Here is a 19,635-nt window from a genome sequence, read left to right as displayed (position 1 = left end):
CACCCGCGAACCAGCGGCGACAGAACGAGAGGACAGAGGCGTGAACGCAGCAGCGTGGAGCAAGGACGAGGTCGTCGAGGCGGATCGCGAGTACGTGATCCACTCCTGGTCGAAGCAGGGCGGGCTGAATTCCCGGGCCATCGCCGGCGCACAGGGATCGTGGTTCTGGGATTACGACGGCAACAAGTTTCTCGACTTCCAATCGCAGTTGGTGAACAGCAATCTCGGTCACCAGCACCCGAAACTCGTCGCCGCGATCCAGGAGCAGGCGGGAAAGCTCTGCTACATCGGCCCGAACTTCGCGGAGGAGTCGCGTGCGCGCCTCGCCCAGAAGCTCGCCGAGATCACCCCGGGCGACCTCAAGATGAGCTTCTTCACCACCGGAGGCGCGGCGGCGAACGAGAATGCGCTGCGTCTCGCCCGTCACGTCACCGGCCGCAGCAAGGTCGTCGCACGCTACCGCTCCTACCACGGGGCGACGGCCGGTGCGATCTCCGTGACCGGTGATCCCCGCCGCTGGCAAGCCGAGCCGGGGATCTCGGGCGTCGTGCGCATGCTCGACCCCTACTCCTACCGCTACCCGGATCGGGGCGAGGGTTCGGCCGTCTACGAGGGCGGGCCGCATCTCGAGGAGATTCTGCAGTACGAAGACCCCTACAGCGTTGCGGCGGTGATCCTCGAACCGGTCACCGGCACCAACGGCCTAATCTATCCCGGGGAGAACTATCTCCGATCCATCCGCGAGGTGTGCGACAAGTACGGGATCATCCTCATCTTCGACGAGGTCATGGCCGGCTTCGGTCGCACGGGAGAACTCTTCGCCTGCAACCACTGGGGAGTCGTGCCCGACATCCTCATCACGGCGAAGGGCTTGAACTCCGGGTACGTACCGCTCGGCGCGATGACCGTGTCGGCGAAGATCTCGGACTGGTTGCAGAACAACAAGTTCTGGGGCGGCCTCACCTATGCGGGCCATCCCCTCGCGTGCGCCTCGGCCCTCGCCTCGCTGCAGATCATGGAGGAGGAGGACATCGTGGCGAACTCGAAGCGCCAGGGCGAACGTCTCGGCGCGGGGCTCGCCGAGCTCGCGAAGCGGCACGAGTCGATCGGAGACATTCGCGGGCGCGGACTGTTCTACGGCCTCGAGCTGGTGCGCAACCGTGAGACGCGCGAGCCGCTCGTGCCCTTCAACGCGGTCGGCGAGGCCGCGGCCCCGATGCAGCGGATCGTGAAGGCGGGCATGCAGAAGGGGCTCTACCTCTCCGCGAACTTCAACGTCATGCGTCTCACCCCTCCGCTCGTCATCAAGGATGACGAGATCGATTTCGCTCTCGAGGTGCTCGACGATGTGCTCACGCTCGCGGATGAGGAAGTGACGCCATGACCGGCGGGGCGCCGGGGCACCGCACGATCCTCATCTCGGGCGGCACCGTGGTGAATGCCGAGGGCTTCGTCCGCGCCGATGTGCTCATCTCCGGTGAGCGCATCGTCGGGATCGGTGTCGACCAGGGCTGGCAGGCGGATGAGGTGATCGATGCGACGGGGAAGTACATCATGCCCGGCGGGATCGATGCCCATACCCACCTCGAGTACCCGATCGACGGCTTCACCACGCGCACCTCCGATGATTTCGCCACCGGTTCGGTAGCGGCGGCCTTCGGCGGGACGACGATGTTCATCGACTTCGTGAAGAAGCACCCCGAGCAGTCGCTGTTCGAGACCTTCGTGGATCGTCGGGCAACCGCCGAGCAGAAGAGCATCATCGACTTCGGTCTGCACGCGATCGTGCCCCCGCTCGCGCAGCAGCCGGATGTGCACGAGGACCTGCGCCGCCTGCACGCGACGCAGGGCGTGAGCAGCTGGAAGTTCTTCATGGCCTACCCCGGCACTCAGATGGTGGAGGACGACGAACTCCTCGCGGGCATGGACCTCGCGCGCGCACTCGGCGCCCTGCCCATGGTGCACGCCGAGAACGGGCACATGATCAACCGGGCCGTGCAGCGCCTGCTGGACGACGGCAACACCGCCGAGGTGTTCCACGCCGAGGCTCACGGCCACGCCTCCGAGGCCGAGGCCGTGCACCGGGCGATCGTGCTCGCAGAGGAAGTGGGTACGCCGCTCTACGTGGTGCACGTGTCGAGTCGGCTCGCTGCGGCGGAGATCGCGAGCGCGCGGTCCGAGGGCCTGGAGATCTGGGGCGAGACCTGCCCGCAATACCTGCTCACCGCCCGCGAGGACTACGAGCATCTCGGGGATGAAGCCGCAGGCTACATCTGCTCGCCTCCGATTCGAGAGCGGGAGAACCAGGACGACCTGTGGCGCTACCTCTGCGCCGACGGCCTGTCGACGCTCGCGACCGACCACGCGGCATTCTGCATGCATCAGACCGAGGATCTGCCCCCGCAGAAACTGCGATCTCCCGGGTACTTCCCGAAGACCCCGAACGGTGTCCCGGGCCTCGAAGATCGCCTCATGGTGGTCTGGGAAGCGGGTGTCGCGAGCGGTCGCATGGATATGTGCCGCTTCGTCGAGGTGACCTCAGCCCGACCCGCGAAGCTCTTCGGGCTCTACCCGCAGAAAGGCACCGTCTCCGTCGGCGCCGATGCCGACCTCATCGTCTGGGATCCCGCAGCGGATCACGTGATCACCTCGGACGGATCGCACTCCCGCACCGACTACAACCTGTACGAAGGCATGCGCGTCACAGGCCTGCCCGTCACGGTACTCAGTCGAGGCCGGATCCTGATCCGCGATCGTGAGCTCCAGCCCGAAGCGCGGCAGACGCGCGGACGGTATCTCGAGCGAGGCCCGGCGCAACTCTACTGACCCCTACGTTTCTCAGTGCTCGCACTGAACCCTGGACGCGAGTCGGCGTCCACCAGAGAAAGGCACAGCATGAAAATCCCACTTGGCATCCACGTCGGCGACCGTATGACGCTCCCCGAGACCTGGGAGGTCGCGGAGTACACCGACGCGAAGGGCTTCGACTCGTTCTGGGTCGCCGAGGGCCGCATGGCTCGAGACGGCATCGTTCCCGCAGCGATCGCGGCGGCGCGCACCAAGCAGATCCGCATCGGCACCGGCGTCGTGAACAACAAGAGCCGCAACGTGGCGCTCATGGGCGTGACCTTCAAAACGCTCGACGAGGTGGCACCCGGACGTGCGATCCTCGGCATCGGCGCGTGGTGGGAGCCGCTCGCGACGAAGCTCGGGTCCCCGATCCGCAAACCCGTCGCTTCGATGCGCGAGTACATCACCATTCTCAAGCAGCTCTTCAACAATGAGACCGTGACCTTCGACGGCGAGTTCTACAGCGTCGACGGCATTCGCTTCGACAGCATGTACCGCGAGAACACCGAGGTGCCGGTGCCGGTCTACGTCGGTGCCGTCGGTCCGCGCATGCTCGAGCTCTCGGGAGAGATCGCCGACGGCGTGCACATGGACTTCCTCCTGCCGCCCTCCTACCTCGTGGGAGCCAAGCAGGCCATTGACGCGGGCATCGCGAAGCGCACGGACGGCAAGACCGAAATCGATCTCACCCAGATCATCGCCTGCAGCGTGGACGACAAGGATCCGCAAGAGGCCATCGACGCGTGCAAGGCCTTCCTCACGCTCTACCTCATGCAGCAGCCGCACATTGCAGCGCACTCGGGCGTCGAGCCCGAGCTGGTCGAGCGCATTCAGGAAATCGCCGGTTGGCCCGCGACGAAGGCGGACATCAAGCGGGCGATGCAGCTGGTGCCCAACGAGCTCGTGCAGAACGTCACCGCGTGCGGCTCAACCGACACGGTGGTGCAGAAGCTGCTCGAGTACCGCGAGGCCGGAGTGCGCGTTCCGGTGATCTCGACTCACGGCGATCACCACCAGACCCTCGTGAACATCACCGAAGCGCTCTCCTAGGAGGTACTCATGACGATCGCGATCGTAGGGGGCACCGGCCCTCAGGGAAGCGGAATCGGGTTGCGTCTCGCGCTGGCGGGCGAGGAGGTCATCCTCGGCTCGCGCGACGCGGCCAAAGCCCAGGCGGAGGCGGATCGCCTCACCGCGGAGCACTCGCCGGAGGGGCGCCTGTCAGGCGCGGGCAACGCCGAGGCGGCGGAACGGGCGGAGACGGTGATTCTCGCCGTACCCTACCGGGGTCACGACGAACTCGTGACCGCGCTCGCCCCCGTGCTCGCGGGCAAGCTCGTCATCAGCTGCGTGAATCCGCTGTCATTCGACAAGCTCGGACCCGTCGGCGCCGAGATCCCGGACAAGAGCGCGGCCGAGGAGGCGGCGCGGATCCTTCCGGAGAGCACTCTGGCCGGAGCCTTCCATCACCTCTCCGCCGTCACCCTGCACCGGGTCGACCATGATCTCAGCCACGAGGACGTCCTCGTGTGCGGCGACGATACCGCCGCGAAAACCGAGGTCATGAGGCTGGCTGAGAAGGTCACCGGCGGCCGTGGGATCGACGTCGGAGCACTGCGTCTCGCAAGGCACCTCGAACCGTTCACCGCGGTGCTCATCTCGGTGAACAAGAGATACAAGACCAACGCCAGCGTCTCACTGACCGGAATACGGAAGGACTGAACATGAAACTTGCGGCACTTCAGTTGCGCGCCACCGGAGATCGCGACGAGACGATCCGGCGAGCGGCAGAGCTCATCGACGAAGCGGCGGCTCGGGGAGCGCGGGTGGTGCTCATGCCCGAGTTCTTCGCCATTCCCTTCGTCCAGCCCGAGCCCGACCCCGGCTACGTGAAATGGGCCGAGCCGGTGGGTGGCCCGTCGAACGAGATGTGCGCGCGCAAGTCGGCGGAGCACGGCATCACGATCGTCTCCTCCTTCTTCGAGGGCACGAACGTTCCCGGCATCTACCACAACACCTCGGTCACCTTCGTGCGCGGCGAGGCCCGCCAGGTCTATCGCAAGTCGCACCTGCCCTTCTCCAACGGCTTCCCGGAGAAGTTCTACTTCCGGCCCGGCCAGGAGCCGCCGTCGGTCGTCGATGCGGGCGACGTGAAGCTCGGCACCATCATCTGCTACGAACGGCACTTCCCTGAGCTCTCGAGAACGGTCGCCCTCGACGGCGGCGAGGTGCTCTGCGTGCCGGTCGCGTCGGCTTCGGCGCCGATGAAGGAGGTGTTCCAGCTCGAACTGCGAGCCCACGCCGCCTTCAACCAGTTCTTCGTGATCTGCTCGAATCGTGTGGGGCTGGAGGGAAGCAAGGACTACTTCGGTCTGAGCGCCGTATACGGCCCCGACGGCACCGTGCTCGCGCAGGTGCCCGATGGTGAGGAGGGTGTCGCGGTCGCCGAGGCCGATGTCGAGGGCATGCGCGCCTCGCGCATGCGACGCCCCTTCTTCCGCGATCGTCGCCCCGAGCTGTACGGCGCGATAATCGAAGAGCGAACAGAGGGAGCGAAATGATGAAGACGCAAGCGGCGGCGATGCTCGAAGCCGGAAATGACTGGCAGATCGTGGAACTCGATCTGCAAGAGCCGCGGGCCGGAGAGGTGCTCGTCGAATTCACGCACGCCGGGCTCTGCTTCTCCGACGAGCATCTGCGGCACGGCGGTCTCGGCGACATTCCCGTCATCGGCGGCCATGAGGGGGCCGGTATCGTTCGCGGTCTCGGCGACGGCGTGACGAGCGTGCAGCTCGGGGATCACGTCGCGGCCTCGTTCATCCCGACCTGCGGCAAGTGCTACTGGTGCTCGAACGGGCGCGCGAACCTCTGCGCCGAGGCGGCGAACAGCCCGGGCCAGGCGGATCCCGACAGTTTCCGGTTCTCGCTCGACGGGGACGCGATCCCCGCCAACTGCGGGCTCGGAACCTTCGCCCGCTACGCGGTCGTATCCGAGAACTCGCTGATCCGCGTGGATCCGGAGATCCCTCTCGCGGCGGTCGCCGTGGCGAGTTGCGGTGTGCTCACCGGCTGGGGCGCCGCAGTGCACGCCGCGAAGGTGCAGCCCGGCTCCGTGGTGCTGGTCCTCGGGGCCGGCGGTGTCGGCGTGAACGCGATCCAGGGCGCGAAGCTCGCCGGGGCTCGCGAGATCGTCATCGTCGACACCAACCCGACGAAGCTCGAGTTCGCCGAACAGTTCGGGGCGACCCGCATGTTCACCTCGATGGACGACGCGAAGGCCTTCCTCCTCGAGGCGAACCCCGAGGTCGCCGGAGCCGATTACGTCATCGTGGCGACCGGCAACACGACGGCCGGGATTGTCGGCGCGGCCTACGACGTGCTCGGAACTCGGGGCACCCTGGTGCTCGCCGGGATGTCGCAGGATGTGAACGACAAGAACGTGCAGCTTCCGGGCACCCAGATGATCTTCCGCGAGCAGACCGTGAAGGGCACCATCTACGGCTCCTGCAATCCCCGCAGGGACGTGCCGATGATCATGGATCTGTACCAGCGCGGGCTCATCAAGCTGGATGAGCTCGTGTCGCAGACCTACACGCTCGAGGACATCGAGCAGGGTTTCTCCGACCTGAAATCCGGAGTGAACCTGCGCGGAGTGGTCGAGCATGCGCCGATCGACGCGCAGCGAGCAGAGAGTTGAGACTGAAAGATGCATAAACAGACACTCTTCATCGGCGGCAAATGGCAGGACGCCGCCGATCGGGAACGATTCTCCGTGCACGACTCGAACACCGAGCAGGTCTTCGGCTCCTTCCCCCTCGCCACCGAGAGCGACATCGATGCGGCGGTCGCCGCCGCACGAGGCTCGCTCGATGACGCCGGGAGCTGGGGCGGGTACTCCGCATATCAGCGCGCAGCGGTGATGCGCAGATTCGCCGACGCCATCGAGCGCCGCCGGGAGGAGGTCGGCCAGCTCATCAGTCGCGAGGTCGGCACCCCCATCGCGCGCTCGACCTACAGCAACGCCGACACGGCCGCGTCGCTTCTGCGCTTCTACGCGAGCGTCATCGAGGACACCTCGATCGAGGATCTCCGGCCCGCCGCGACCGGATACTCGATCGTTCGTCGCGAGGCCATCGGCGTGGTGGGCATGATCGCTCCGTGGAACTATCCACTGAGCACGCTCTTCTTCAAACTCGCCCCTGCGCTGGCTGCCGGCTGCACCGCCGTCATCAAGCCTGCGAGCTTCACCGCGCTCGATTCGTACATCATCGCCGAAGCGGTGATCGAGGCGGACATGCCGCCCGGCGTCATCAACATCGTCCCCTGCTCGCGCGATACGGGCGACTACCTCGTCGCGCACCCCGGGATCCAGAAGATCGCGTTCACGGGGTCGACCCCGGTCGGGCGGAAGATCGGCCGCACCTGCGGCGAGACCCTCAAGCCCGTGACGCTCGAGCTCGGAGGCAAATCGGCCGCGCTGCTTCTCGAGGACGTGCCGCTCGAAACCTTCATCTCTGATCTCGCCGACCTCAGCTTCTCGAACAACGGTCAGACCTGCACGAACAATTCGCGTCTCATCGTGCCGGAATCCCGCTACGACGAGATCGTCGACGCGATCGCGACGGAAGTCGCTTCGTGGCGAGTGGGGGATTCGCTCGACCCGGCGGTCGAGATAGGTCCCGTGGTGAGCGCGGCCCATCAGCAGTCGCTCGAGAACTACTACGAGATCGCGAAGCGCGAGGGCGGCCGTGCGATCGTCGGAGGATCTCCGCTGGACCGAACCGGGTTCTTCGTGGCGCCATCGGTATTCGCCGACGTGACGCCCGAGATGACGCTGTTCCGCGAGGAGCTCTTCGGCCCCGCCATCTCCATCACCCGGTACAGCGGAGACCCGGACGAGGGGGTTCGGCTCGTGAACGATTCGGAGTACGGTCTGTCGGGCGCCGTGTACACGGCGGACGAGACAGTCGGCCTTGAACTCGCTCGGAGGCTCGAAACGGGGACAGTGTGCTTCAACATGTACAACTTCGACATCGGGGCTCCCTTCGGGGGCAGGAAGAACTCGGGCATCGGCTTCGAGCTCGGTGCCGAGGCGATCATGGCCTACCTGCACTTCAAGACGATCTTCGCTCCGACCGTCCCGGCCGGTTTCTGATGCGCGTCCGAGCCGGACGGCACGAGGCTCTCGGCGAGGCGTGGTGATGCCCCGGCCGCTGCTGATCCACCCGGTCGAGGGTCTTCCCGAGTTCGCGCCGGGCATGTCGATCGCGGCAGAGATCGTGAGAGCTCTCGACGGGTGCGAGCAGCTCTCCGGTCTCTGCGACGGCGATGTGCTCGTCGTGACGAGCAAGATCGTCTCCAAGGTCGAGGATCGATTCCTGCCGGCTTCGGAGAAAGCCGCCGCGATCGCGGCCGAGACGGTGAGGGTGGTGGCGAAGCTGCCCGGCTCGGGCGCTTCGGCGATCGTCGAGAACCGCCTCGGTCTCGTCATGGCGGCTGCGGGCATCGACGAGAGCAACGTCGCGGGCGAGCGTCTGCTGCTGCTGCCCGAGGACCCGGATCGCTCTGCCGCACGCATCGCGGAGGAGCTCGAAGGACTCACGGGCAGGATTGTCGGCGTTGTCGTCAGCGATACCGCGGGCCGGGCGTGGCGCATCGGGCAGACCGATATGGCGATCGGCGCGGCTCGGGTGCAGATGATCGACGATGTGCGAGGCGGAGTCGATGCGAACGGGAAACCGCTCGTCGTGACGCAGCGCTGCGTCGGGGATGAGATGGCCGCAGCCGCGGATCTCGTCAAGGGGAAGGCTTCGAATCTCCCGGTGGCGGTCATTCGTGGGCTCTCCCAGCACGTCGGTGTGCGGTTCGTCGAAGGAGCGCGTTCGATCGTTCGCGCTCCGGAGGAAGATCTCTTCCGCATGGGTGCGAACGAGGCGATCGCGGAGGGAGAACGTCGCGCGCGGGCAGTGCGCGACGTGTGATGCGCGATGGGCGGCGGGGGGAGCTGGCGGGCGGTGGTGCCCCTGCGCGCGTTCGAGCAGGGGAAGACCCGCCTGCGCAGCTCCGGCCACGATCCGGCGGTGACCGAGCTCGCCCGGCTGCTCGCGCTGCGGACGATAGCCGTGCTCGAGTCGGTGCCGGAGATCTCCTCGGTGCTCGTCGTCACCGATGAGACGGGCGAATCCTTCGCGGCGTCGACGAAGACGTCGGTGCTGCGCGAGTCGCGGCCTGCGGGGCTCAACACCGCAGTCGAACGGGGGCTTCTCGAGCTGGGATACGGCGCGAGGAGGGCGTCCGCGGATCCGGTGAGGATCCTCGTGCTCCACGCCGATCTTCCGCTCGTCGAACGGGGAGAGGTCTCGGACGCCCTGCTCGCAGTCGAGGAGCTCGGAGCGGATGCGTTCGTCGCCGACGAATCCGGTGCGGGCACCACCGCGCTCGCGTTCTTCGGCGGCGCATTCCGCGCCCCGAGATTCGGCCCGGGCTCCGCGCTGCTGCATCGACTCCATGGATTCGCCTCGCTGGATCTTCCGCGCGAGCACGGGATGCGACGCGATCTCGATACCTGGGAACAGGTTTCGACCTACCTGCGCTCGCCACAGCAGGCGGCGGTCGGCGAGCTGCTCGCGAGAGCCGAGCGGAGCGCTCTCGCTCACGAAACACGCTCCGAGGCGTCTCCGGCGCACCTCGAACTCAGCAGCCGATCCTAAGTGAACCGATAGTTCTGTTCTCTTGGGTGGCGCCGTGTTTCGGTCTTGTTACTAATGAATAAAAGATATTCCGTTGCGCCGACAAAGGCGCTATTGTAAACAGAACCAACGGTTCAACTACGGGAGTTGTAATGACGCAATCAGTTACGCAGACGATGTCTGTGTCGCTTGAGCAGGGAAAACCCCGCAGCTCCGCTGCCGGGCTGCGGAGAGCATTGAGACCGATCTACCGTTTCGTTTTGATCACACTCGGTGTGCTCATCGGCTTCTCACTGCTCTGGGAGGGCTACAAGGCCCTCGGGCAGCTGACCGGAGATCGGATTCCGTTCACCGGTATCCCGCTTCCGATCTCTTCGAGTGATGCGGCAATGCCGCACATCTCCACGATCATCGGAGCGCTCTTCGCGCCCGTGTCCGGCGCCGGCAGCGCCACGCTGCTGAGCTATCTTCTCACCGAGCTCTCCGTGACGCTCCGCGAGTCCGCTATCGGCGTCCTCATCGCCACGGTCATCGGATGCCTGCTCGCCGTGGTGCTGCGAGAGGTGAAGATCATCGAGCGGGGCGTCCTGCCCTGGCTGGTGATCTCCCAGACGATCCCCCTGGTCGCCCTCGCTCCGATCATCGTCGTCTGGATGGGGTCCGCGGGTCTCCCGAGCTGGGTGGCGGTCTCCGTCATCGCGGCCTATCTCTCCTTCTTCCCGATCGTCATCAACATGATCACCGGACTGAACAGTCCCGATCCGGTGCAGGTGGAGCTCATGCGATCGGTCTCCGCGTCGCGGACCCAGGTGCTCTGGTGGCTCCGATTCCCATCGGCACTACCGTATCTGTTCATCGGCCTGAGGCTCGCGGCGATCTCCTCGGTCGTCGGCGCGATCGTCGGCGAGCTCTCTGCGGGAACGGGCCTCGGCATCGGCCGGGCGATCCTCACGGCCGCCTATTACTTCACCAACGCACCCGAGAATCTCTTCGCTGCGGTTCTCGTCGCATCGCTCGGAGGCATTCTCTTCGTGCAGATCGTCGCATTGATCGAGTTCATTGTATTGAGGAAGAGGAACACGAATGGCTAGCGCAATCTCCATCCAGAACGTCAGCAAGACGTTCCACGTATCGGGAAAAACGATCCCCGCGCTTTCGGACGTCAGTCTCGACATCGAGCAGGGCGCCTTCGTCTCACTGCTCGGACCCTCGGGGTGCGGCAAGAGCACGCTGCTGCGCGTGATCGGCGACCTCCTCGACGGTGACGAGGGATCGGTGCAGGTTCTCGGCAAGGAAGCCAGGAGGAGCCGAAAGGATCGCGATTACGGCATGGTATTCCAGCAGCCGGGTCTCATGGATTGGCGCACGATTCAGAAGAACGTCGAACTGCCGATGCAGGTGGCGGGAGTGGGGAAGGCCGAGCGCGCGGCGCGGGCGAAGGATCTGCTCAAGCTCGTGCGTCTCGACGGCTTCGAAGAGCACCGGCCGAGGCAGCTCTCGGGCGGCATGCAGCAGCGGGCCGCCATTGCGCGCGCGCTCTCGTTCGAGCCGAAGATCCTGCTCATGGACGAGCCCCTCGGCGCCCTCGACGAGATGAACCGCGAGCACATGCAGCGAGAGCTGCTCCGCATCTGGCGGGAGACCAGCACCACCATCGTCTTCGTCACCCACAGTGTGTCGGAAGCGACGTTCCTCTCCACCGAGGTGGTCGTGATGTCGCCCCGACCCGGCCGCATCGCGACGCGGATTCCGATCGATCTCCCCTTCCCTCGCACCGACGATACCCGTTCGACCGAGAGGTTCTACGAGGTCGAAACCCAGGTGCGCGAGGCGCTCCACGCAGTGCTCGAGCCGACGGTTACGGGTGTGTGATGAGCACCGCAACTCAAGTCATCGGCCTCAGGCCGACCTCGCGTGGACGCGCGCGTCCGGGAAAGTTCGTCTCCACCATCGCACCGCCCCTCGTCGTCGGAGTCATCGTGCTGCTCGGGTGGGAGCTGATCGTTCGACTGGCCGAGATCCCGCAGTTCATCCTTCCTGCGCCGAGCGTGATCTTCGCGCGGTTCGTGAGCGATTTCGGCATCATCATCTCCGCGTCCCGGGTAACCGCCATCGCGGTGGTCGGCGGCATTCTGCTCGGCTCGGTGCTCGCGGTGATCACCGCGTTCATCGTGAGCATCTTCGAGCGATCCTCCAAGGTCGTGCTCGTGATCGTGTCGGTGATCAGCTGTGCTCCGATCGTGGCTCTCGCCCCGATCTTCAACGCCTGGTTCGGTGCGACCAACCTCTTCTCGAAGATCGCGATCGCCGCGATCATGGTCTTCTTCCCCGTCATGGTGAACACGACGAGCGGTCTGCTCTCGGTGAATCCGCTGCACGCGGAGCTCATGCAGTCGCTCGGAGCGAGCCGCTGGCAGACCCTGCTCTTCGTGCGGATCCCCGGCGCCCTTCCCTCGCTCGTGGACGGGCTGAAGGTCGGTGCGTCGCTCGCGGTCATCGGCATCATCGTGGCTGAGTACTTCGGCGGCACCGCGAACGCCCTCGGTGTGATGATCGCGAACTCCGCCGCCATCTCCCAGTTCGCGCTGACGTGGGCGGCGGTCTTCGCCGCGAGTGCGCTCGGCATCCTCGTCTATCTCGGAGTGCTGCTCCTCGAGCGCCTCATCATCCCCTGGAAATCCTCCCAATGATTCGACACACACACTCAATGCAGTTCCCTCTGTGAAAGGACTCTCTTATGAAGTTCACGAATGGGCTCAGAACGCTCACCACCATGGGCGCGGTCGCCGCGCTCGCCATCGGACTCGCTGGTTGCAGCGGGATGTCGGATACGGGCTCGGGCGGGCAGTCCAAGCCCGCCAACGAGAACTGCGAGAGCGTGGACAAGGTCACGGTCGTGCTGCAGTGGCTGACCCAGGCTCAGTTCGCCGGCTACTTCGCCGCCGATGACAAGGGCTACTACGCGGATCAGTGCCTCGAAGTCACCATCCAGGAGGGCGGCACGAACGTCGTCCCGAACCAGGTGGTCGCCTCGGGCAACGCCGAGTTCGGTGTCAGCCTGCTGCCGCGCAGCCTGGCGTCGCGCGAGGAGGGCGCGGACATCAAGCTCATCAGCCAGATCTACCAGAACAACAGCTACCTGCAGGTCGCCTGGGCGGATTCCGGGTTCACCGAGCTCGCCGATCTCAAGGGCACGACCCTCGGCGCCTGGGGCGGCGGAAACGACCTCACCCTCCGCGCCGCGCTCGCGGGGTCGGGCATCAACATGGACACCGACGTCAATGTGGTGCAGCAGCCGTTCGACATGTCCCTGCTTCTGAACCGTGAAGCGGATTCGGTGCAGGCCCTGACCATCAACGAGTACGCGCAGCTGCTCGAGACGGTGAATCCCGAGACCGGTGAGCTCTACACCGAGGACGACTTCACCATGTTCAACCTGCAGGAGCTCGGCTACAACACCCTCGCCGACGGAGTGTACGCCCAGGGCGCCTGGCTCGAGGACGAGGCGAATCAGGACATCGCGGCCCGGTTCCTGGCTGCGAGCTACGAGGGTTGGGCCTTCTGCCGCGACAACGCGCAGGAGTGCGTCGACATCGTGCTCCAGCGGGGCAGTGCGCTGGGTGCGACGCACCAGCTCTGGATGATGAACGAGGTGAACAAGCTGATCTGGACCGACAACGGTACGCCGATCGGCACCGTGAACCCCGAGGACTTCGAGCGCACCGTGGAGATCGCGATCGACGGCGGCACGTTGAAGAACCCGGCGAGCGAGAGCGACGTGGTCGACAGCTCAGCCCATGATGCCGCGCTCAAGTTGCTCGCCGACACCGACGTCGACGTCATCGGGGCAGGGTTCAAGCCGATCAAGGTCACCCTCACCGAGGGTGGCAAGTAGCAGTAATCAATCCGAGTCCGGCAGCCCATCGGCTGCCGGACTCGGAAGGGAGGACGACCCATGAGTCAGCGTCGAGCGTCGACCGGGATCACTGTCGCGTGCGCGCAGATGGATCCCGAGCTCGGAGACATCGAGGGCAACATCGATCGCACCGAGCGGGGCATTCGCGAGGCGGCTGCTCGCGGTGCCGAGCTGGTCGTGCTCCCCGAGTGCGCAAGCGGAGGCTGGGCCTTCGCTGACAGAGGCGAGTCGGAGCGGGCGGCGCAGCCGCTCGTCGGCGGCCCGACGATCACGGCGTGGCAGAAGCTGTCGGCCGAACTCGGCATCTGGGTCTGCGGTGGGTTCGGGGAATCCACCGCAGACGGCGCCCTCTACAACAGCTCGGTACTCATCGCCCCGGACGGGGTGAAGAGCCTGTACCGGAAGGTGCACCTCTGGAACACCGAGAACCTCGCCTTCGATTCCGGCGATCTCGGCTATCCGGTTGTGGAGACGCCCTTCGGTCGCGTCGGTATGCTCATCTGCTACGACGCCTGGATTCCCGAGAGCTTCCGGAGTCTCGCGGTGCAGGGCGCCGACCTCGCGCTCGCGCCGAGCGACTGGGTTCCGAACCCCCACCAGCCCGCCGACATGCCGCCGCTCGCCCACGTCATGGTCACCGCAGGGGCGCACAGCAATCAGATGTACGTCGCCGCTTCGAGCCGGTTCGGAGTGGAGCGCGGGCAGGAATTCATCGGCCGGAGCGCGATCGCCGATCACACGGGGTGGCTCCTCGCAACGGCCGGCGATGCGGAAGAGGTCATCACCGCGAGCATCGATCCCGTCGGCTCGCGGGAGCAGCGGCGCAACGATCCGTTCAACCGTCCGCTCGGGGATCGCAGGATCTCCCAGTACTCCCTCGGCGAGGTCGAGACCGGTCTCGCCTGACCAGCCCCCGAGCTCTTGCCGCGACACCGGGGCTGACGCGCGGCGCTATGTCGAGGCCGATGGTTCAGAGTCGGGAGAAGAAACCTCTCTGGTGTCCCGTGAGCCGCTCACCCCCGATCAGAACAGAGCTCGAGAGCCGAGCACGCGCAGCTCGGCTCACCAAGAGCTGAGACATCCTCCCTGCTCGCGATCATGTCGGAGTGTGCGCCCGGTGCGTCTTCGGATGCTCGCCCGTCTTCGCTCCGGCGATCGAGCCCGGGGCGGGGCGGAAGGTCTTGCGGTACTCACCCGGGCTGACGCCCACGGACTGCCCGAACTGCGCGCGGAAGTTGCTCGTGGAGGAGAAGCCGCACTGGGCGGCGATGCGGTCGATGGTGTGATCGGTGGTTTCGAGAAGTTCCTGCGCGTGGCGCAGTCGCACCCCGGTCACCCACTGCATGGGAGACTGCCCGGTTTCGTCCGTGAAATGTCGCGCCAGCGTGCGCGTGCTCAATCCCGCGACTCGGGCGACATCGGTGAGCGTGAGATCCTCGTGGGCATGATGCTCGATCCAGGCGAGCACGGGCTCCAGGGTTGCGGTCTGGTAACTGGGGCGGTTGCGGAGAATGTATTGCGCCTGCCCGCCGGAGCGGTGCAAGGGGGCGACTGCCAGACGGGCGGCATCCGCCGCAACAGCCATGCCGTAGTCCTGCTGCACGATGTGCAGACACAGGTCGATGCCCGACGATGCGCCCGCTGATGTGATTGTCGGCGTACAGCAGATCGGGCAGCAGCTTGACCGCGGGGAATCGTTTGGCGAACCAATCCGCCCCGAGCCAGTGCGTGGTTGCTTCCAAGCCGTCGAGCAGTCCCGTCTCCGCCAGCGTGAACGCGCCGACGCAGATCGAAGCGATCTTCGTCCTGCGTTCATGCGCGCGGCGAAGCGCTGCCAGCACCTCCGGTGGGGACGGTGGTGCAGGATCATTGCGCCGGGGCACGACGATCAGATCAGCCCGATCTAGCGCGTCGAGTCCATGATCCACTCGGAGTGTCATGGCGCCCGCAGCAACCTCACCCGCGTGACCTGCGACGATGACCCGGTAGCCCGGCCTTCCGTCGGGTAGTCGAACGCGTCCGAACGTCTCCACGGGGATGGCCATATCGTACGCAATGGCATCTGGAAGCGCGAGCACGGCGACGGTGTACATTCCAGCATCCTAGGGCCGATAGGTGTTGGCGAGATGCAGGCGATAGCTGTCTAAATTGCCGCTGTGGGGCGCGGTGTCGGCGGGAAGACTGGAACCAGCACTGTTCAAGACCGATGTCAGCGAGGTACGTGTCCCCATGTCCACGATTCATGCACAGTTCGTGCTCTTCGACGGATTCGATCCACTCGATGTGCTCCTTCCGCTCGAGGCGTTCTCAGCCGCAAACGACTTCCTGGGTGGGCCGATAACGATCGAACTCGTCAGTGTGGACGGGGCCGGCGCTGTGCGATCAGGCGTCGCCGGCATCTCGCTCACCGCGACGCGGACACTCGATCCTGACGCTCCGGGATACGTGTTCGTGCCCGGAGTTGCAGGACCGGTCGACGGCGACCCGGATGCGGGAGACGAAACAATCCCTGTGCTCCTCGGGAAGTTCGCCGGAAGCGACGCCATGTCGCTCGTGGCACGAGCACTCGCTCACCCGAGCATCACCGTCGTCGCGCACTGCGGAGGATCTCTCGCGCTCGCGATGGCCGGCCTCATCGAAGGCCGTGCCGCCACAACTCATGTGCTGGGTCTCGATTTGCTCGACGCCACGGGTTCAGAGGTCGTGCGCGCGCGTGTCGTCGACGATGGCGACCTCGTCACCGGTGGCGGGGTCACCTCCGGCATCGATGTAGCGCTCTATCTGCTCGAGCGCGACTTCGGGGCCCCAGCTGCGCTCGCCGTCGAGGAACTCTTCGAATACGAACGTCGCGGCACCCCGTGGAAATCAGCCCAGCGAACCGCTGCCTGACCCCCATCTACTGAACGGAACACGCATGAATACGATCATTGGCTCCTGGCACCTGCGTATGAAGACGCCCCTCGGCACCATCGAGGCCGATTACCAGTTCGCAGAGACCGACGGAGAGCTCGTGGGCACCGCTGCGGAAGAAGACCACGACCTTGCCGCCCCGCGCATACCCGGGCTGGCCGTAGTAGAGCTTCGGCGCCAGGTCGGGGGCCCCCGACGCGACGATCGAGTGCACCCGCTGCGCCATCTGCCGGTCGCCGTCGGGCATCTGCTCGATCTTGGCGAGCAGCTCCGCCTCCTCGGCTGCAGCCTTCTTCGCGCCCTTCTCGCGTTTGGCCTCGGCCCTCAACTCGGCGGCCCGCTCTTTCATCGCGGCCCGCTCCTGCGCCGAGAACCCGGCCTTCTCCTTCTCAGCCATCTTCCGCCCTCATTCCTCGCGTCGATTCGTGTTCGGCCCAGGCTAACCGGCGGGCCGATGGGGGCACTTCTCGATTCCTGATCGAGATGCGGTGCTCGGCGTCCCGCGCAGCGCGGTGCCCCTCGCGGCCGAGGCGTCACGGTGCGATGACGAAGCGCTGCTCCTCCTCGTTCCAGCCGGTCCAGTCCCCGAAGTAGAGGATCGTGGTCTCCTCCTCTTCCTCGTCCTCGGGGATGTCGGCTCCGGGGTCCGGCTCGGCGGCGACGCTCGGATCCGCAGGCCGGTCGCCCGATCCCGGCTCCGAACCCACGGTGCGGCCGTCCGCGCCGGACGTCCCCGAGCCGGTTCGAGCGGGCGACTCGTCGACCTCAACGGGCGCGGGGCCCGGCGCCGGCCCGAGGGGTGCCGGGTCGATCGTGGCGGTGATCGAGAACGAGGCGACCACGGTCGCGGAGGTGGCCAGGGCGGGGATGAGCTTCTGCCGCCACTCGCGGGTGAGCGCGAGCAGGCCGGCGATCCCCAGGCCGACGGTGGTGGCCTGCTCGATGAACTGCGCGTACCGTGAGCGGCACGAGTCGCAGGTGGCGAGGTGACGCTCGGCCGCGGTTCTCCGCCGCGCGCCCGGCTTGCCCCAGCGTATGATGCCGAAGTGCTCGACCGCGCTCGCGCAGTCGTCGGGCAACGCGGAGGCCGGCCGGTGCAGGCGCTGGATCCACGCCTTGCGCAGCCCGCCGCGAGCCCGCTTGAGCAGCGCGGAGGTGGAGTTCGGGGAGAGACCGAGCGATCTGGCGACGTCCTGCACCGGTCGCCCCTCGACATCGACGGCCACGATCACGTCGCGCCACCGCTCGGGCAGCTCCAGCAGCGCTGCGGCGGCGGCGCGCTGCTCCTGAGCGTCGCCGAGCGCTTCCGGCGAGCTCTCGACGTCATCGGCGGGCAAGCCCCCGAGGCCGTCGAGCTGATGTATACGCCGCTGCGAACTCCAGTGCGTGGCGAGCAGCGAGTTCATCGTCTTGTAGAGGTATCCGCGGAACGACGCGGAGGGGCCTCCGCCCCCGACCAGCGCTTGGAACACCGAGGCGAACGCCTCGGCGACGATGTCCTCGGCGGCCCCCGGATCCTTCTTCGCCGCCCAGAATCGCGCGACCGCGCTGTGGCGCTGCCAGAGCGTCTCGAGCGGCCACGCCTCCCCGTCGCGTACGAGTCGGCACAGCTCCTCGTCGGTGAGCTCGGGGCCGGGGCCGGGCGCTTCTCTGACGCGGTCGTCATGGACGCGGTCGTCACGGACGCGGTCGTCGCCGCGCGCCGTCGTCTCAGGAGTGGGATCCGACATCAGGACCCGATTCCCGCCCGCGTTCTGCGTGTCTGCCGCGAGAGGCCGACGTGGGCGAACACGATCCCGAGGGCGACGAGCACGTGCACCCCGAGCATCGACGTTCTGAGGGGGTCGGAGCCGGTGACGCTCAGGGGGCCCCGCTCGCCCGAGGGCGCCTGCGCCGGTGCGGGGGCGAGGGGCCGTTCTCGCGTGGCCGACGCCGACTGCTCGGTGTGGATCGGGCTGAGCTCGGCCGGGGCTTCCCTCGGAGTCGGAGGGACGCCGAGGAGGGGCGGATCCTCCCGCGTCTCGACGGGCGCGAGGTCACTCGAGAGGGGCGCGGATCGGATCACGACCTCGTCGAGGGTCTCGGCCGGCGCGCCGATGACCTCGTGCTTCACGGCCCCGTTCTGCTCGCCGTCGATCCCCTCCGGGTTCGGCGCCGCGTAGGGGCCGATCAGCATCAGCGTGCCGCTCCACGTGCTGACGGTGGCCCCGACCGCGCGGGCGGTGACGTTGGCCTCGACACCGCTCGACGCGTCCGCGCCGAGGTCTGGCACGGTGGCATCGAACCGCACCGTCATCTCCTCGCCTGGGGCGATCGTCTGCGGCAGGCGCCGGTGGTCCCAGACGGCGCCGGTGACGGCGACGAGCGGCTCTTCGAGCTCGTACTCGCTGGTGTTGGCGAAGTAGACGTAGACCTCCATCGGTTCGCCGGGGGTCGCGCGACCGTCGCCGTCGGTGTCGTCGACCCGCGTCTTGATGTCGGCTTCGAGTCGCACGAATGTGGAGTCGGGCAGTTCGAACCCCGCTCGGTCGTCGTGCTCGACCGCATCGGGCTCGGCACCCGTCACCGCCGCAGTCCAGAACGGGGGCCAGGCCTCGACCGCTGCGGGCAGCGAGAAGCGGAAGTCGTACGACCGGCTCTCGCCCGGCTGCAGCGCGCCGCCGACGCAGCGGAATCCGCTCATGGGCGAGCCGGTGCAGTCCGCATCGACCAGAACCTGCCGGTCGCTGCCCTCCTGCGGTGCGAAGCCGAGGGTGTGGCCGGTCGAGGTGCCGGCCCCGTCGTTGTGCACGATCACCGTGACCTGCACGGGGTTGCCCGGCCCCAACCAGCCGAGCATGAGGGAGACCTGCAGGTTCGGAGCGGTCGTCGTGCCGGGCGGAGGGCCGCCCTGCCCGCCCTCGGTCGGTGCCTCCGAAGGACCTGCGGGCGGCTCTTCTGCCGAGAGGAGCCTCGTGTGGCCCGCCTCGACCGAGGGGGTCGCTCGAGCAGGAATGAAGGCGGGCTCGAGCGCCTGAGCCGGCGGCTGCCCCACGACCGAACCGAGACCGATGACGACCGCGAATAGGGCGGGGAGCGCGCGTTTCATGTATCGCCGCTCGCGATGTGCGATCCCCTGCCCGGCATGACACCCCCCAATGTCCGAAGCCAGCTTAGGCGATTTCTCTGCACGGGAGCGGTTTCCGGGCTGCCAGGTGCGGAGGCGGTCGCCGCCTGCAACGACACGATCGAGCACAACCACCGAGTGGCCGAGGCCGCCGAGCACTACGC

19 protein-coding genes and 1 pseudogene are annotated in these 19,635 nt (G+C 66.7%); 15 read left to right on the top strand and 5 right to left on the bottom strand.

Features of this window, described 5'->3' with window-relative positions:
• Positions 1-40 precede the first annotated feature (40 nt).
• From H629_RS0112115 to H629_RS0112050, 14 genes are all read left to right on the top strand, one after another.
• Entirely contained in the window at positions 41-1,384 is a 1,344-nt protein-coding gene (locus H629_RS0112115; protein ID WP_024357515.1) for an aminotransferase class III-fold pyridoxal phosphate-dependent enzyme, read from the top strand.
• The gene (hydA, locus tag H629_RS0112110; RefSeq protein ID WP_024357514.1) at positions 1,381-2,826 is read left to right on the top strand and encodes a dihydropyrimidinase; all 1,446 of its coding nucleotides are present in this window, start codon (positions 1,381-1,383) and stop codon (positions 2,824-2,826) included. Before H629_RS0112115 ends, hydA begins: the two co-directional genes overlap by 4 nt.
• Positions 2,827-2,895: 69 nt before the next feature.
• Positions 2,896-3,900, top strand: coding sequence for an LLM class flavin-dependent oxidoreductase (locus H629_RS0112105; protein WP_024357513.1), 1,005 nt, complete (start codon positions 2,896-2,898; stop codon positions 3,898-3,900).
• A 9-nt stretch (positions 3,901-3,909) separates the two neighbouring features.
• A complete protein-coding gene (npdG, locus tag H629_RS0112100) occupies positions 3,910-4,572 on the top strand; it encodes an NADPH-dependent F420 reductase (RefSeq protein ID WP_024357512.1) in 663 nt (220 codons plus the stop codon).
• Between the two features lie 2 nt (positions 4,573-4,574).
• Positions 4,575-5,411 carry a carbon-nitrogen hydrolase family protein gene (locus tag H629_RS0112095; RefSeq protein WP_024357511.1) on the top strand — a complete coding sequence of 279 codons (837 nt, stop codon included), beginning with the start codon at positions 4,575-4,577 and terminating at the stop codon, positions 5,409-5,411.
• The gene (locus H629_RS0112090; protein ID WP_024357510.1) at positions 5,411-6,547 is read left to right on the top strand and encodes a Zn-dependent alcohol dehydrogenase; all 1,137 of its coding nucleotides are present in this window, start codon (positions 5,411-5,413) and stop codon (positions 6,545-6,547) included. The genes H629_RS0112095 and H629_RS0112090 overlap by 1 nt, the downstream gene beginning before the upstream one ends.
• A gap of 9 nt (positions 6,548-6,556) precedes the next feature.
• Positions 6,557-8,005 (top strand): aldehyde dehydrogenase, encoded by a 1,449-nt coding sequence (locus H629_RS0112085; protein WP_024357509.1) that lies wholly within the window; start codon positions 6,557-6,559, stop codon positions 8,003-8,005.
• Positions 8,006-8,051: 46 nt separating this feature from the next.
• Entirely contained in the window at positions 8,052-8,831 is a 780-nt protein-coding gene (gene cofE / locus H629_RS0112080) for a coenzyme F420-0:L-glutamate ligase (protein WP_029746940.1), read from the top strand.
• Between the two features lie 33 nt (positions 8,832-8,864).
• Positions 8,865-9,560 (top strand): glycosyltransferase family protein, encoded by a 696-nt coding sequence (locus H629_RS14630; RefSeq protein ID WP_161608027.1) that lies wholly within the window; start codon positions 8,865-8,867, stop codon positions 9,558-9,560.
• Between the two features lie 239 nt (positions 9,561-9,799).
• Positions 9,800-10,630: an ABC transporter permease gene (locus tag H629_RS0112070; RefSeq protein ID WP_024357506.1), complete on the top strand. Its 831-nt coding sequence runs from the start codon at positions 9,800-9,802 to the stop codon at positions 10,628-10,630.
• Positions 10,623-11,411 carry an ABC transporter ATP-binding protein gene (locus H629_RS0112065; protein WP_024357505.1) on the top strand — a complete coding sequence of 263 codons (789 nt, stop codon included), beginning with the start codon at positions 10,623-10,625 and terminating at the stop codon, positions 11,409-11,411. Before H629_RS0112070 ends, H629_RS0112065 begins: the two co-directional genes overlap by 8 nt.
• On the top strand, positions 11,411-12,229 hold the full coding sequence (locus tag H629_RS0112060) for an ABC transporter permease (RefSeq protein WP_024357504.1): 819 nt from the start codon (positions 11,411-11,413) through the stop codon (positions 12,227-12,229). Before H629_RS0112065 ends, H629_RS0112060 begins: the two co-directional genes overlap by 1 nt.
• A 47-nt stretch (positions 12,230-12,276) precedes the next feature.
• Positions 12,277-13,434, top strand: coding sequence for an ABC transporter substrate-binding protein (locus tag H629_RS0112055; protein ID WP_024357503.1), 1,158 nt, complete (start codon positions 12,277-12,279; stop codon positions 13,432-13,434).
• 60 nt (positions 13,435-13,494) lie between these two features.
• On the top strand, positions 13,495-14,361 hold the full coding sequence (locus tag H629_RS0112050) for a nitrilase-related carbon-nitrogen hydrolase (RefSeq protein ID WP_024357502.1): 867 nt from the start codon (positions 13,495-13,497) through the stop codon (positions 14,359-14,361).
• A gap of 190 nt (positions 14,362-14,551) precedes the next feature.
• Here H629_RS0112050 and H629_RS15695 read toward each other — a convergent pair whose 3' ends face one another.
• Both H629_RS15695 and H629_RS15690 read right to left on the bottom strand, forming a co-directional pair.
• The gene (locus H629_RS15695) at positions 14,552-15,040 is read right to left on the bottom strand and encodes a GlxA family transcriptional regulator (protein WP_240471106.1); all 489 of its coding nucleotides are present in this window, start codon (positions 15,038-15,040) and stop codon (positions 14,552-14,554) included.
• Between the two features lie 193 nt (positions 15,041-15,233).
• A pseudogene (locus H629_RS15690) lies at positions 15,234-15,500 on the bottom strand (AraC family transcriptional regulator); the annotation flags it as partial.
• 184 nt (positions 15,501-15,684) lie between these two features.
• Between H629_RS15690 and H629_RS0112040 the strand changes: the two are divergent.
• Complete coding sequence (locus tag H629_RS0112040) at positions 15,685-16,344, top strand: DJ-1/PfpI family protein (protein WP_024357500.1); 660 nt, start codon at positions 15,685-15,687, stop codon at positions 16,342-16,344.
• 7 nt (positions 16,345-16,351) lie between these two features.
• Here H629_RS0112040 and H629_RS0112035 read toward each other — a convergent pair whose 3' ends face one another.
• The 3 genes from H629_RS0112035 to H629_RS0112025 form a co-directional block, all read right to left on the bottom strand.
• Positions 16,352-16,762, bottom strand: coding sequence for a hypothetical protein (locus H629_RS0112035; protein WP_024357499.1), 411 nt, complete (start codon positions 16,760-16,762; stop codon positions 16,352-16,354).
• Positions 16,763-16,898: 136 nt separating this feature from the next.
• On the bottom strand, positions 16,899-18,095 hold the full coding sequence (locus H629_RS0112030) for an RNA polymerase sigma factor (protein ID WP_024357498.1): 1,197 nt from the start codon (positions 18,093-18,095) through the stop codon (positions 16,899-16,901).
• Positions 18,095-19,453, bottom strand: coding sequence for a COG1361 family protein (locus tag H629_RS0112025; RefSeq protein ID WP_024357497.1), 1,359 nt, complete (start codon positions 19,451-19,453; stop codon positions 18,095-18,097). Before H629_RS0112025 ends, H629_RS0112030 begins: the two co-directional genes overlap by 1 nt.
• Positions 19,454-19,635 lie beyond the last annotated feature (182 nt).

The organism is Leucobacter chironomi DSM 19883, assembly GCF_000421845.1.
GTDB classification, from domain to species: Bacteria; Actinomycetota; Actinomycetes; order Actinomycetales; family Microbacteriaceae; genus Leucobacter; species Leucobacter chironomi.
The sequence above is the reverse complement of the archived record's forward strand: the minus strand, read 5'-3'. Positions and strand labels throughout refer to the sequence as shown.

Excerpts from the sequence above, each read along its gene's own strand:
- hydA (WP_024357514.1), top strand. The coding sequence starts at position 1,381 with ATGACCGGCGGGGCGCCGGGGCACCGCACGATCCTCATCTCGGGCGGC.
- H629_RS0112105 (WP_024357513.1), top strand. The coding sequence starts at position 2,896 with ATGAAAATCCCACTTGGCATCCACGTCGGCGACCGTATGACGCTCCCC.
- npdG (WP_024357512.1), top strand. The coding sequence starts at position 3,910 with ATGACGATCGCGATCGTAGGGGGCACCGGCCCTCAGGGAAGCGGAATC.
- H629_RS0112095 (WP_024357511.1), top strand. The coding sequence starts at position 4,575 with ATGAAACTTGCGGCACTTCAGTTGCGCGCCACCGGAGATCGCGACGAG.
- H629_RS0112090 (WP_024357510.1), top strand. The coding sequence starts at position 5,411 with ATGAAGACGCAAGCGGCGGCGATGCTCGAAGCCGGAAATGACTGGCAG.
- H629_RS0112085 (WP_024357509.1), top strand. The coding sequence starts at position 6,557 with ATGCATAAACAGACACTCTTCATCGGCGGCAAATGGCAGGACGCCGCC.
- cofE (WP_029746940.1), top strand. The coding sequence starts at position 8,052 with ATGCCCCGGCCGCTGCTGATCCACCCGGTCGAGGGTCTTCCCGAGTTC.
- H629_RS0112065 (WP_024357505.1), top strand. The coding sequence starts at position 10,623 with ATGGCTAGCGCAATCTCCATCCAGAACGTCAGCAAGACGTTCCACGTA.
- H629_RS0112060 (WP_024357504.1), top strand. The coding sequence starts at position 11,411 with ATGAGCACCGCAACTCAAGTCATCGGCCTCAGGCCGACCTCGCGTGGA.
- H629_RS0112055 (WP_024357503.1), top strand. The coding sequence starts at position 12,277 with ATGAAGTTCACGAATGGGCTCAGAACGCTCACCACCATGGGCGCGGTC.
- H629_RS0112050 (WP_024357502.1), top strand. The coding sequence starts at position 13,495 with ATGAGTCAGCGTCGAGCGTCGACCGGGATCACTGTCGCGTGCGCGCAG.
- H629_RS15695 (WP_240471106.1), bottom strand. The coding sequence starts at position 15,040 with ATGGCTGTTGCGGCGGATGCCGCCCGTCTGGCAGTCGCCCCCTTGCAC.
- H629_RS0112040 (WP_024357500.1), top strand. The coding sequence starts at position 15,685 with ATGTCCACGATTCATGCACAGTTCGTGCTCTTCGACGGATTCGATCCA.
- H629_RS0112035 (WP_024357499.1), bottom strand. The coding sequence starts at position 16,762 with ATGGCTGAGAAGGAGAAGGCCGGGTTCTCGGCGCAGGAGCGGGCCGCG.
- H629_RS0112030 (WP_024357498.1), bottom strand. The coding sequence starts at position 18,095 with ATGTCGGATCCCACTCCTGAGACGACGGCGCGCGGCGACGACCGCGTC.
- H629_RS0112025 (WP_024357497.1), bottom strand. The coding sequence starts at position 19,453 with ATGAAACGCGCGCTCCCCGCCCTATTCGCGGTCGTCATCGGTCTCGGT.